11 protein-coding genes are annotated in these 13124 nt (G+C 59.5%); 4 read left to right on the forward strand and 7 right to left on the reverse strand.

From position 1 onward, the window contains the following. Nucleotides 1-39: 39 nt before the first annotated feature. The 5 genes from ACWJJK_RS07875 to ACWJJK_RS07895 all read right to left on the reverse strand — a co-directional run bounded on the left by ACWJJK_RS07875 (nucleotide 40) and on the right by ACWJJK_RS07895 (nucleotide 8168). Nucleotides 40-2577 carry an ExeM/NucH family extracellular endonuclease gene (locus tag ACWJJK_RS07875; RefSeq protein ID WP_454128847.1) on the reverse strand — a complete coding sequence of 846 codons (2538 nt, stop codon included), beginning with the start codon at nucleotides 2575-2577 and terminating at the stop codon, nucleotides 40-42. Between the two features lie 159 nt (nucleotides 2578-2736). Continuing rightward, nucleotides 2737-5343 (reverse strand): S8 family serine peptidase, encoded by a 2607-nt coding sequence (locus ACWJJK_RS07880; RefSeq protein ID WP_156881622.1) that lies wholly within the window; start codon nucleotides 5341-5343, stop codon nucleotides 2737-2739. 46 nt (nucleotides 5344-5389) lie between these two features. Further along, a complete protein-coding gene (locus tag ACWJJK_RS07885) occupies nucleotides 5390-6010 on the reverse strand; it encodes a hypothetical protein (protein ID WP_077732369.1) in 621 nt (206 codons plus the stop codon). Further along, on the reverse strand, nucleotides 6003-6518 hold the full coding sequence (locus tag ACWJJK_RS07890) for an archaeosortase/exosortase family protein (protein ID WP_077732368.1): 516 nt from the start codon (nucleotides 6516-6518) through the stop codon (nucleotides 6003-6005). Before ACWJJK_RS07890 ends, ACWJJK_RS07885 begins: the two co-directional genes overlap by 8 nt. 366 nt (nucleotides 6519-6884) lie before the next feature. Beyond that, nucleotides 6885-8168, reverse strand: coding sequence for an esterase-like activity of phytase family protein (locus ACWJJK_RS07895; RefSeq protein WP_434113240.1), 1284 nt, complete (start codon nucleotides 8166-8168; stop codon nucleotides 6885-6887). A gap of 618 nt (nucleotides 8169-8786) precedes the next feature. Here ACWJJK_RS07895 and ACWJJK_RS07900 point away from each other — a divergent pair. Beyond that, nucleotides 8787-9302 carry a tyrosine-type recombinase/integrase gene (locus ACWJJK_RS07900; RefSeq protein WP_156881621.1) on the forward strand — a complete coding sequence of 172 codons (516 nt, stop codon included), beginning with the start codon at nucleotides 8787-8789 and terminating at the stop codon, nucleotides 9300-9302. A gap of 281 nt (nucleotides 9303-9583) precedes the next feature. Here the strand turns inward: ACWJJK_RS07900 and ACWJJK_RS07905 are convergent, their stop codons facing one another. Both ACWJJK_RS07905 and ACWJJK_RS07910 read right to left on the reverse strand, forming a co-directional pair. Continuing rightward, nucleotides 9584-9991, reverse strand: a complete 408-nt coding sequence (locus tag ACWJJK_RS07905) for a type II toxin-antitoxin system VapC family toxin (protein WP_156881620.1) — start codon at nucleotides 9989-9991, stop codon at nucleotides 9584-9586. Beyond that, a complete protein-coding gene (locus ACWJJK_RS07910; RefSeq protein WP_077732364.1) occupies nucleotides 9982-10242 on the reverse strand; it encodes a ribbon-helix-helix protein, CopG family in 261 nt (86 codons plus the stop codon). Before ACWJJK_RS07910 ends, ACWJJK_RS07905 begins: the two co-directional genes overlap by 10 nt. 534 nt (nucleotides 10243-10776) lie before the next feature. On the opposite strand from ACWJJK_RS07910, the gene ACWJJK_RS07915 reads away from it, so the two are divergent. The 3 genes from ACWJJK_RS07915 to ACWJJK_RS07925 all read left to right on the forward strand — a co-directional run bounded on the left by ACWJJK_RS07915 (nucleotide 10777) and on the right by ACWJJK_RS07925 (nucleotide 12861). Continuing rightward, the gene (locus tag ACWJJK_RS07915; protein WP_156881619.1) at nucleotides 10777-11241 is read left to right on the forward strand and encodes a helix-turn-helix domain-containing protein; all 465 of its coding nucleotides are present in this window, start codon (nucleotides 10777-10779) and stop codon (nucleotides 11239-11241) included. An 80-nt stretch (nucleotides 11242-11321) separates the two neighbouring features. Further along, nucleotides 11322-12272 carry an IS1595 family transposase gene (locus tag ACWJJK_RS07920; protein ID WP_156882071.1) on the forward strand — a complete coding sequence of 317 codons (951 nt, stop codon included), beginning with the start codon at nucleotides 11322-11324 and terminating at the stop codon, nucleotides 12270-12272. 19 nt (nucleotides 12273-12291) lie between these two features. Further along, complete coding sequence (locus tag ACWJJK_RS07925) at nucleotides 12292-12861, forward strand: PIN domain-containing protein (RefSeq protein WP_156881990.1); 570 nt, start codon at nucleotides 12292-12294, stop codon at nucleotides 12859-12861. Nucleotides 12862-13124 lie beyond the last annotated feature (263 nt).

The following is a 13124-nucleotide window of genomic DNA, read 5'->3' on the forward strand; positions in this document are numbered from 1 at the left end:
AAAGGGCCGCCTCGTTGCAACGGGGCGGCCGATCGCTGTTTAAAGGCCTGCCTTGACACGATAGGCAGCGTAGTGGCCATACCAGCGCTGGTAGTCGGCATAGGTCACGCAGCCGACGCCGTCGTAGTTAGCCTCCGCCAAGTAGCCGGATTGGCCCGAACACTTGCCCAAGGCGGAGCGGAAGCGGTTCTGGTCCGCTACGTCGACGTCGCCGTCCTTGTCGAGATCGCCCGGCACCAGCACTTCCACCACGACCGGATCGTGGTCCGACGAACGATGCGGATCGGCACTGTAGAAGCTGGTGACCTGATCCGGCGTCTTGAAGTCGGTGTTGTAGTCGAGCGCGATTGGCTCGTCCGCGTTGATGTGCCATTCCGCGACGCCCTTGACCTGATAAGTGAGCGTCAAACTGGACAGGGCATGATCCAGATAGCCTGCTTCGCCGTCGAACACGTACGAATACGCGTCCTCGCCAAGGAAAGCCGCGACCTGATTGGTAAAGCCGTTCTGTTCCAGGGTCCGGATGGGATCTTCCTTGGCGTAGGCATTCAGATCGCCGATGACCAGGGCATCGGTGTTGCCGCTCCCGGTGGGATCCGCCGCCAGCCAGTCGGCCAGGGCCTGGGCAGCCCCGGTCCGGGTCAGGTTGCAGTTTCCCTGCTCGTCGCCCACGTCCGGGTCTCCCACGTCGGTGCAAGCCGAGCCTTTGGACTTCAAGTGATTCACGACCACCGTCAGCTTCTTGTTGGACAGCTTGTCCAGGAAGGTCTGGGCCAGCGCGGGCCGATTCTTGGTGTCGATGAAATCGGGATCGACCGAGGAGTCCAGAATCGCGAACGACCCGACCGGGCTCACTTTCGCCGGCTTGTAGATCAGCGCCACGCGGATCTCGTCGGTGCCGACGATACCGGTGTCGATGAAGGCGTACTGAGAGGACCCGGCATAGACGTTGAGGCTGTCCACCAGATCCCGGATCGCCGGATAAGCATCGTCGTCGTTCTCGATTTCCATGAGGCCGATCACGTCGGCGTTCAGGCCGTGGATGGCGGGGACGATCTTGTCCTTCTGGCGGGTGAACTCGGCCGGGTTCTCGGCGCCGCGGGCCGTCGGGAATCCGCCGCCGAAGCCGTCGCCGTTGAAGTAGTTCAGCACGTTGAAACTGGCAATGCGGAGCGATCCGATGCCGGGCAACGCGGGCGGAACCGCGGGGCGCGGATTGTCCGCCACGAACAGGGGTTCCGCCGTGGGCAACAGGCGGAAAGCACCGAAGGCGTAGCTCATCACCCCGGTCGCGCCGGTCAGCGTGTCGCCGCTCCGTAGCGTGTTGCCGGCGCTCAAGCCGGGAGCCGGGAAAATCACCGGGTCGGGATTCTGGGCGTTGGAGCCGTCATCCACGAACAACCGATTCAGGTCGTTGGCCGCCGCCACCGCATTCGCCGCCGCGCCAGGCAAAGCGACGTGCGTCGGATTCCGAAGGCGACCGTCCGAGGACACCACGATCTGGCCGAAGCGGCCCAGCTGGAAGTTTTCGGTGACGGTCAAGCTCTGGGGCAAGTTGATCAGCATGCCTTCGTAGCGCTCCCGGTCGGTGGCCGATCCGTCGAAGGGCAGGGTTACGGGCGTCGCCGCCGGCAGCGGGTTTCCGCTGGCGAGTACGGTTACCGAGGAGGCGTTCAGCGTCGTCAGGCCGTTGGTTTCGGTCACGGTTCCGGTCACCCGCACCCAATCGCCCGGATCGACGGCGATAGTGGAGTTGACGAACAAGCCTTCGGACGAAGCGGGATCGGCATCGTAATCCGCCGGCTCCTCCTGAACGAAGAAGCCGCTCAACTCGGTCGCGCCCTGGAAGTCGCCCACAACAACGGCCTCCACCGTCACGGCCGCACCTACGACGGGACTGGACAGGCCGGTGCCCTGCACCGTACTGATCAGGCTGACGGAGGATGGCGGGGGCGGAGCGGAAGCGAAAGACTGCCCGGCATTGAGCGCACCGAAGGTGTTACCGGAAGAAGCTACCCAAGTGAAGTCCTCGTAGAAAATGCCGTTTCCGGTAAGCTGCAAGGATCCGCCGACCGGTGTGGAACTGCTTTCGCTGACGCCGATATCGGTGCTGGTGAGGCCGTTGGCAAGCCCGTTGGTGGCGGTGAACATGCCCTCGTAACTCAGAAACTGAACGATTTGATTGGACGCATCCACCAGGGCGATGCCGTCCGGGGCGCCGTTCTGCAATCCGTCCTGGTTGTAAGCGATCGTGATCACGCCGTAGCCGGTACCGCCCAGGTCCGGAATCGTCCCGGAAAGGGTTTCGGACGTGGTCGCGGCGGGCGTGGCGTACGTGCCGCCGCCGTTGCCGTTGTAGCGGACGATTTTCCAGCCGCTCAGATTGGTGCCGGCCGGCCCCGCGATCTCGATGGCTTCGCCAGCGTCCGTCCCGGCGTTGTCGTAGTGGATTTCATTGATGAAAACCGGCGTCGCGGCGTACGCGGCAGGGCCCAGCGCCGCAAGCACCGCGCCGGTCAATACCTTGCGCATCATGTTGTTGTCCTTTTGGAATTTTGTTTCGGAGAAATCGATCACGGGGGCTTTCAACGGAAAATCTGCCGGTCCCGTAGAGCGAAGACACGGTAACGGCCGTTTGTGACCGCCGTTTGAAGGTCACGTGACAGTTTCCGAAACGGAAGCCCGTTCGGAGATTGGTTCAGGACAGGCCTGTCGAAGGACTTAATCAGAGATTCCTTATGGAATAATCCGTTTCGTCACGAGGCGACCAAGCCAGAGCATCGCGCCCATGACCACCATGCCCCATTGGGGTAGCGTGGGAATATCGCCGTCGTTGCCGGATTCAGGCGGGAAAGCGTCATTGACCGTGGTCGACGCGCCGGCGCTGTTGTTTGCGGAATTCGGATCGGCTGTCGGACTGCTCAGGCTGACGGAATTGACCAGGCTGCCGGCGGCGACGGGCTGAACGTTGATGAAAGCGGTGCCGGCTCCGCCATTCGTCAATGGACCCAGATCGCAGCTTACGACCCCAGTGCTGTGCGTACAGTTGGCCGAGGCGGATAGAAAAACCGCACCCGAGGGAAGCGCGTCAGTCACCGTGACGCCTTGAGCATCCGCGGGACCCGAGTTGATGACGGTGATCTGATAAGCGAGCTGATTACCCACAGCGACCGGGTCGGGACTATCGTTCACGGTGACCGCAAGATCGGCGGCGGCAGTCACCGTGGTGTCGGCCGAGGCCGCATCATTGGCCGGATTCCCGTCCGGCGTGGCGGAAGCGGCTTGGATAGTATTCTGAATGGAACCCGCGGCATCGGCCCGCACGCTGATCGTTGCGTTGGCGGAACCGCCGGACGGGATGTCGCCGAGGTTGCAGGTGACCGTACCTGCCAGGTGGGAACAGCCGGGAGACGCCGAGAGGAAACTCGCGCCGGCCGGAAGTGTGTCGGTCAGGCTCGTTCCGGCCGCCACAGCGGGACCTTGGTTGGTCACGGTGGCGGAATAAACCAGTTCGCCCCCTTGAAGAACGGGATCCGGATTGTCGGACAAGATGACCGAGAGATCCGCGGCGTTCTCGATGAAATTCCAGTGGAGGACGATGGTGCCATAGGCGCCGTTTTTGCCGTCCACGGCGATCTGGTAGGTCGTTCCGGGCTGCACGGCCAAACCGACCTGGCTCTGAGGCCCGCCGCTGTCGTCGCTGGAAGCTTTTGCCGCCAAGCCGTTGACCGCCGTTCCGGTGTAGACGGCCAGCAGGGTATCGACGGCGCTGCCCGAGGTATCCAGCGCCAGTTGGCCCGAGCCGGGCGAGGTCCATGTCCACCAGACGGATTTTCCGCCGGCGTTCCCGGCGTGATTGGGCTCCCCGGCCTCCTTGCTCGCGAACTCGTTCGAGCCGTTGGTTTGCCCCGAAGCGCCGCTCAGCGCGATGCGGTTCGCGAAGCGGTCGTTGGCGGGGGCCGGAAAAAGGCCCGTGAAGTCTATGCGTGGCTTGGTGATGGGAGCCGCAGGCCGGGTGTCGGTGACCGCGATGCCGTTCCCGGTCAGGCGGGCGACGGTCTGATCCAGCGTCTCCGAAGGGAATGCCGCACGCAGCACGGCCACCGCGCCCGCAGCATGAGGCGTGGCCTGCGATGTTCCGCCGGCGATCCAGCCGGCGGCGCTGATCATTGCGCCCGGCGCCAGCAAGGTCAGAAAAGACGCCGTATTGGAGAAGCAGGTCACCTTGTCCGCTTCGGTAGTCGCGTCGGTGCAGACGGACCAGGCTTTTTGGCCCTGGTTCGCGTCGTACACCGCGCCCACCGAGACCGCCTCGGGCGTGCACGCCGGCATGGGCAGCCCGTCCAGGTATGCCTCGTTGCCGGCGGCCGCCACGGTGAGAATGCCGGCGCCCCGGGCATTGGCGATGGGCGTCCGGAACGGATTGCCGTTCGCTCCGGAGAGCTGGCTGCACGGACTGGTGAACTTCGTGTCGGCGCCCAGGCTCATGTTGATGGCGACGATATTGTAGGCCGACCGGTTCGCGATGGCCCAGTCGATTCCAGCGATGACGTCGCTGCCGAAGGCGGTCGAGCCGGTGAACACGTCCAGGGCCGCAATTTTCGCTCCGGGCGCAACGCCCAGCGCGATCCCCGCCACGTTGCTGCCGTGGCCGTTGTCGTCTCGGTTATTATCGTCGGCCGCGATATCCACTGCCGCCACCACCTTGCAGCCTGAAGGAGCGCCCGGTGCCGTGCAGGAGCCGAAAGCGGAATGGGTGTAATCGACGCCCGTATCGAGCACGGCGACGGTGGTATTCGCACCGTTTCGACCGGAGCCCATGGGTATCGATTGATGGATCAGGGGCAGACTCTCGTTCAGCTTGTGGTGGAGTACGAGGTCGGGATAGACCGCTTTGACTTCGGGACGCGACAACAATGCTCGCAAGGCCCCCGCCGTCCGAAACCGCAGGAATGCCATGGGCAGATGCTCATAATCCCGCAGCAACTCGCGCTCCGCAGCGCCGGGCGCCGCCAAGGCCCGTTGCTTCAGAGTACGGTAACGGCCCGATTTGAAGGCCAGGATAGACGCGTCGTCGTAGCCTAGCCCCTTTTGGGCGCGAAGATCGGCTGCTTCCTTCTCGATGGCGGTATCGTCGAACAACACGATCAGATCCTGCGGCGCTCCCGCCTCCAGCCGAGCGAGGACATCGGGCGGGGCTTTCGACTCGCTGGCGGATTGCGACACCGGGAGTGCGGCAGCCCCCATGATCTGTTGCATGCTCAGCCAGGCGATCAATACGACAGCCCAATAGGTTCCGATGTTTCTCGGCGTCTGTGCTTGGTTAGGAAATCGAGATTTCATGCCCACGTCCGTTTTGGTTTACACGCAGTGCCAAAACCTTAACGTCCTAAGGTAAAAACTTGATGAAACGCTCCCTCACCCGTAGGCGAAACCGTAATATCGTTTGGCTTGCGACCAGCGTCAGCATTCCGATGGCGAGGGACAGGGCCGATCTCCCGCCGCCGTTCATGAAGTGCATCCAGGCGACTATGGGCGAGTGCGGCAACTCGTTGGGGGCCAACTGAAACAGCAGCAGATCCCAGGCGCTTCCCGCCAGTATCAACGGAATATCCAGCGCCTCGATCGCCGCCCATCCGGGCAGCGCCAGGATGGGGACGGCGAGCCTACCGACTGGCGAGAATCCCGGCCATGCCAGCCACAAGGGAATCATGAGCAGGGGATGAAGTACGGCGTGCCCGGCCAACGTCGAGCAAACGATTTCGGTTCCCCTGGGAACTTCCCGGTCCCCCAGGTAGAAGACATGGATCGCCGTGAGTTTGGCCCGGACCACCGTATCGCCCTGAACGATCGCCAGGGTCAAATCTTCGACTTCGAATTCGGGCAGCGCCCAGCTCAGCACCCACCGATACTCCGGAAACCAGAACCGGGTGTAATCGTCGCCCAGATAAACCGACAGAGCCAGCAAGACCGTGTAAGCGACAACCAAGGTCCCGCCGGTCTTAAGCATGCAGAGTCGATCCATTGGCAGCCTTTTTACAGGCTACGGCCCAGGCCAGGAAAAACAGGCTCGTCAGCAGAATCAACACCACCGGCAGCATGTAACCGTGGAGCAGGCTGAACAGGGACTTGTCGTAGCGAAAGGCGTAGAACAGCGTCACGATGCGCGCCTGATTAAGACCATGGACGAACACAACGCCCAGGACGGCGCCACTCAGCTTGTGCCGCCAGGAGGTGCGATGGATCAGAATCGCGGCCAGCAGCAGGAAAAACGTTTCGATACCTTCGCAACCGTTAAGCACGTTGAGCCGAGCATGGGGCGACACCAGGCTGTGGCCCACTGCCCTTACGTTTTCGCCGGGGGTAATGAGGTTGATCAGTGCCACGCTCGGCCGGACCGTCAGCATGTCGATGAGCAGGCGCTCTACGGCCGTTCCGCGCCCAAGGCCGTAAAGCCATTGAAGCCCGGCGAAGATCAACAGGAAAGCAACAATGGATTTGAGTTCTCTAAGCGCCATGTCGGCTGTTCTTTAGCGATCTGTACCGAGTCTGATTCGATGTTTCGGATGGTGTCGGCTAGAGCGTTTTCATCCCGCTCGTACGACAAAACGTGCTTGGCGGACGTCGTTGGCGCCTTCGGCTCGGGTGAATGGATTCAAGCATTCGTAGGTCGGCAAGCCTTTGCCGACGAATCCGTTGGCCCAACTGCACCGTCGGGAAGGGCGGCTTCGGCGCTCCGTTGGCAAGCCGGAGATCGCAGATAGCGTCGGATCGCGGCAAAAACCCAACGCCCGACAAGGCGAATCGCTGGGTTTTAGGCCGGGACTGCCGGATGCCCCCGGCGCGTCGGTGCTAATCCCTATCGCTGAGGCGCAAATCGGGCCTTAATGCTGACGGCGGCCGCGAAAGTCCAAAGGGTGATCCAGCTTGATTTTGATGAACTCGTTATTGTCCGAATTCGAATCCCGTCCTCCGGTGCCAGGATAGTTGTTGTCGTTCATCACCAGGAGGGTGGTTGGGTTCAGGATCAACACGTCCTCGATGGTCACGAACGGAAAGGTGAAGGTGGTGCTGCCGTCGCCGTTCAAGTCGTGCGGATCGGGGATGTTCATCAGATCCACCAGTTCTGTCTTCTTTACCAAACCGCCGTTGGCGACGCTTGCCATGTCAGCCAGGTAGAGCTTCTTGAACGGCGTGCCGTTGGTCGCGGTGCCGCCGTTACGCTCGATGACGATGAACTGATGATCGTTGATCGCGGTCATGTCGCCGATGTTGGTCCCTTCCGCTTCGAGCTGATACAGCCAATTGTTCCCCGTGTAGCTTTCCGTATCGATGTCGAATTCGTTGATTCGCAGCGTCTTAACCGGATCGCCCGTCACGGTGCCTTCCAGCAGCGTGTAGAGCTTGTCGCCGGCCGGATTGATCGCCATGCCCTCGAAGCCACGGGAGGTGCCGAGGTTAGGAATACCTGCCCCGAGATAAGGGTTCTGGGGCGACATGACGTCTGGACCGGTGGCCGAGGAGCCAGGCGGAAGGATGTTGGGGGTGGCGATCTCGCTGCGTAGAACCTTGCCCTTGTGGTCGGTTTTCACCAGGAACGGGCCGAATTCTTCTCCGAACCACAAATTGCCGTTCTTGTCCTTACGTACCGCTTCGATGTCGAGATCCGAGCCGGTCAACAGTCGATTTGCTTGAATGCTCGAGTCAACGGGGATGTCGTTCGCGCCATTGGGGTAGTTCGCCATGCCGGCGACGATGTCAAACCCAATCTTGTGGTCCGGGTCGTTCAAACTGATAAAGCTCTTGCTGGTGAAGGCCCTCAGCTTCTTGCCGGTTTCGAACTCGGCCGGGCTTACCTTGCCGCTGCCAACCACAGATCGACCGTTCCACGTCTTGAAGTCGGGCCGCATGGCGTAAAGGCGCAGCAGGGTGTCGGCGGAATTGGTCTTGGCACCGAAACCGTTGTCCGTCATCACGTAGAAGGAACTGCCGGTCGGGCCCCTCAGAACGGCCGAAAAACCCTGGACCGGCTGCCTGTCGACCAACGGCAGGCTGTTGCCACCAGCTCCTGCACCGGCGAATTGTCCGGAAGTCGGGCCGACGGCAAACGTGTTGGCCGGCAGCATTGCAAAACCGGTGAGTTCCGTTGCCTGAACGCCGGTGGCCACGACTGCGGCGGTCAGGGCGGAGGCTTGGGCGAAAGGCATGACAATTTTCCAGGCATTTGTTTTCACGGGATTTGTTCTCCTGAAGTCGTTGAGTGAAGTCGCACCGCGTGCCGCGCACCCGATTCGCTCGAGGAGCTGACAGGCGGCGGCACACGAAACCACCAACCTTAGGGGCGGAGTGTTACTGCTCGGTGACGCTGCCAGAGAACATGCACGGAGGCACACCGTACGACCTCGCGAGCCATCGCCAACTGCGCCTCGGTTCGGATGAATTGATTCAAGCATTCGTAGGTCGGCAATCCTTTCCCAATCGCAAACGGTCGCTTTAGTCGCGACCCTTCCGACGAAGACGCTCGGCCGGGACGTGGCGTCGGGAAGGGGGGCTTCGGCGCTCCCCGGATGACCGTTTGCGATTGGAAGGGTGGCTCCGGCGCTCCCGGAGACACCGTTTGCGATTGGAAGGGTGGCTCCGGCGCTCCCGGAGACACCGTTTGCGATTGGGAAGGGATTCCCGACCTACTCGCGAGTGCCCGTACAGTCGGTATGAAAATGCTCTAAGGTGGATTAAGGTGGAAAACGCGGAAACCAAAGTTTCCAATAAGGAGACGGGGGTGTTGAATGCAAAAGATCCCGAGGACGCTGTTTGCCCTTCACACCGGCTTAAGGGATCAGGAGATTTACGGGCTGCGCTGGGACTGGGAGCATGACGTCAAGGGGTTGCACACCACGGTATTCGTCATCCCCGAAACGGAAACCAAACATGGCCGCGAACGGATTGTGCCGCTCAATACGGTGGCGCGCTCGATCGTCGCCTCAGGGCGGGGCAACGGCTCGGAGCGGGTGTTCGATCTCGACGGCCAAAAGGTGTCGAGGATGAACGACAAGGCCTGGCGGAAAGCGCGGGAAGCGGCGGGCCTTCAGCCGGTGCCGGTCCATGATCTTCGGCATACCTTCGGGATGCCTTTGCGTGCCGCGGGGGGCAGCTTGGAAGACCGGCAGGACTCGCTCAGTCATCATGTCGGGCGGATCACCACGCATTACAGCCGTGTGGAAATCGCGCGGTTGATCGAGTGCGTGGAACTGCTGTGCGGCGAGGAGAAGAGGCCTGAGGTCACGCTCGTGAAAAGAGCGTGATTCCGGCAAAATTACGGCAGCCGATTCAGAGCTGCCATAAGTCTTTGATTTTGAGAGCTACGGACGGACTTGAACCGCCGAAACCCGCATTATGAAAGCGTTGCGATGCGACGCAAAGCAATCTAAAGCCACGCAAAACAAGCGCTTAAGAGCCTATCCCAGTAGGCCGTTCGCCCTGAGCCCTTCGACTCCGCTCAGGACAGGCCGGTCGAAGGGTTTCTTGAGCCTACTGGGATAGCCTCTAAGAAGGGTTGGGGTAGCTTTAAAGGAGCATTAAGCGGCTATGGCGTTGACGTTTTGTTGACAACTCGAATTGTGGAGACTTTGGTTAGCCGATCATCGTTTGTCCACAATTCGTCGCATTTATGTAGTTCGGCGGTCGCCAGATGCAGGGCGTCCGGCGTTTTCAGATTGAAGGACGTTCTGAGCCTTGCGGCATTCAAGAACACGGATTCAGGCATTGGAAGCGTGATTGCCGAGTCGAAAAACGTCTCAAAGTCTGAAACGAGAGACGGATCGTTCCGTTTAAAAGCGCCAGTTAAGCATTCCAGCTTCACTAAAGGCGAGATGCAAAAATCCGCTTCGGTCGATCGGAAAACATCGTGAAGGGACTGGTAAAACTCGGGATGTTTCTCGATCAGGTAAATGACGATACAGCTATCGAGGTAAACGAGCACGGCTAATCCCAAGCATCGCGTTCCTCTTGAATGGTTTCCTCGATTTCTCGGGCCGATCTCGGCTTCCTGGGAGAACGGTTAAGATCGTTCAGGAAGTTCAGGAGCTTTCGGCGTCTCGTATCGGTCGTGCCCAGTTTTTTTTCGATCTGTTGGACGTATTCCACGATGGCTTCCTCGGCGCAAGCTTCCTTGGTCTTCCCGGCCTTCTTGGCCAGCTCGTCCAATCGGGTTTCAAGATTGTTCGGAAGGTTCACGGTAATCATTTCAACGCCTCTGCCCTGTTTTCTTAAACTCCGCCCCTAGGCCTCTTCGATCTCAACTGCATGCCACAAATTCATTCCATCTTGGCTTGACGTCCGTATTATCTAAAACTGGTTTATACCACTTTTCCACGGATTGTTGACTGTAATGGGTGGTCGTCGGCCAGCATGAAGCGTAGTAAGAAACGAACATTCTGACCACAGGCACAAGTCAAACAACGAAAGCCTGACTCCTTCCCATTCTCCTTCCCATTCTCGGATATATCCCTCTTAAACTGTGATTCGAATATTTCGAATGTTGCGAATATTTCGAATAGATGTCATCATGACACTGAGCACTGAGCACTGAGCACTGAGCACTGAGCACTGAGCACTGAGCACTGAGCACTGAGCACTGAGCACTGAGCACTGAGCACTGAGCACTGAGCACTGAGCACTGAGCACTGAGCACTGAGCACTGAGCACTGAGCACTGAGCACTGAGCACTGAGCACTGAGCACTGAGCACTGAATACTGAAGCTGATTAATGAAACTGCCATGAACGCGAACGTAAAACCGGAACTTCCAACCGAGTCCGAAGTAACGCTTGCCAAGGAAAGTAGCCGGCAATTGTCCTTGTACTTAAAGACCAAAGAAGAAGCGCAAGCCATACGAGTGATTGATCAAAAAGGGGAGCATGAAGCGGTAAAAATTCCCACCGCTGCTTTCCGGCTCCTGATTGACATTCTCTCCGAAATGGCGCAAGGCAATGCCGTCAGCTTAATTCCGGTACATGCCGAACTGACGACTCAAGAAGCGGCCGACATCCTCAATGTCTCCCGCCCTTACCTCATAAAACTCCTGGATGAGGGAACGATCCCTTATCACAAAGTTGGAAAACACCGCCGAGTGCGGTATCAGGATGTCGTCAATTACAAAACACGCATCGACCAGGAACGGCGGAAGACATTAGAAGAACTGGCGGCCCAGGCACAAGAACTCAACATGGGCTATCCTGATTAGCGACGAAGTTCAGTACAGGCTCACATAGTGAGCCGCTAGGGTCCTTAGACTATGGGCATCTATCACAAGCGGGGTGTCCCATGCCTATGAACCGGGTGCAATTTCAAAAGGGTTTGTCGTTGGCCGAGTTTCTGACGCAATACGGCAGTGAAGCGCAGTGCGAAGCGGCACTGGAGGCCCTGCGCTGGCCGGACGGTTTCCGCTGTCCGGTCTGCGGCGGCGCGCGCCACACGGTGTTCGAACGGACCGGGCGGAAATACTGGCAATGCGGACACTGCCGGAGCCAAACGACGCTGATCGCCGGGACGATCTTCCAAGCGACCAAGCTGCCGCTGACCACCTGGTTTCTGGCCATGTATCTCCTGACCCAGGCCAAGAACAATGTCTCGGCACTGGAACTGATGCGCCATCTCGGGGTGTGTTATCGCACGGCATGGCTGGTGAAGCACAAGTTGATCCAGGTGATGGCGGAACGGGAAACGGATCGGCAGCTGGCCGGGCGGGTCGAGATCGACGATGCCTACCTGGGCGGTGAGCGGCCGGGGAAACCGGGGCGTGGCTCCGAAAACAAGTTGGCCTTTGTGATGGCGGTACAAACCACGGACGACGGGCGTCCGTTGTTCCTGCGCGTCGATCCCCTGCCGTTCACGCAGCAGGCTATCGCGGACTGGGCCAAACGCGCCTTGGCCCCGTCGACCTACGCACTCACCGATGGCCTGAGCGGGTTTCGGAGGCTGCACCAGGTCGTCGCTTGCCATCATCGCCTGATCCTGGGCTCTGGGCGGCAGTCGGCGCAACATCCGGAGTTCCATTGGGTAAATACGATGTTGAGCAACCTGAAGACAGCCATTTCCGGCACCTATCACGCGTTCAAATTCGAGAAATACGCCCAGCGGTACCTGGCCGAGTTCCAATACCGCTTCAATCGGCGTTTCAATCTCAAAACCCTGCTTCAACGGCTGGCGCGCGCCGCGGCGTTCGCTAAGCCTCGACCCGAGTGGCAAATTCGCTTGGCTGAAGTTCATCGCTAATCAGGTGGGCTATTGATGAATGAGCAACTTTGCTGTCGTATATGACGCCTGCGTGCTTTATCCCGCACCGCTCCGCGACTTCTTGATGTGGCTTGCGTTGACCGACCTATACCGGGCCAAATGGAGCGAAAAAATCCATCAAGAATGGATTCGAAACCTGATCGCCGAACGGCCGGATCTCACCATAGACCAGCTCAACCGAACCAAACAGCTCATGGACAGCAACGTCCGGGACGCCTTGGTAACGGGTTACGAATACCTGGTTCCTACCCTCGACCTTCCCGATCCCAATGACCGCCATGTTCTGGCGGTCGCGATCCGGAGCCAGTCCAGCCTGATTGTCACGTTCAACCTGAAAGACTTCCCGGCACGAGAGCTCGCCAAGTACGACATTGAAGCGATTCACCCCGATGACTTCATCTTGGATCTATTCGATCTCGATGCCTCTAAGGTTTTGGAAGCCGCCGCAAGCCACCGGCGGAGCTTAAAACACCCGGCAAAAACGGTTGAAGACTACCTCGATACCCTACTGAGACAAGGCATTCCGGAAACCGTCAGCACCCTTAAAAGCATGTCCTTCGCTCTTTAATCGAAAGTTCGAATTCGAATGTGAAGAAGCGATCCGGATCTGGGACATCGAACATGCGCGAAGCGTCAATGAGCGGCTGTTGGACGAAATGAATCGCGGCCGGAAGCGAACGCTCTGAGCAGGGGGCGAAAGTCAAATAACCAAAGCCTGACACCCTGACCCGCTAATAACCAAAGCCTGACACCCTGACCCGCTCTGACACCCTGACCCGCTGCCGTATCACGCCGTCATGCTCGTGTAGGTCGGCATCCTGCGAGTGATCG

This window comes from Methylocaldum gracile (assembly GCF_053646815.1).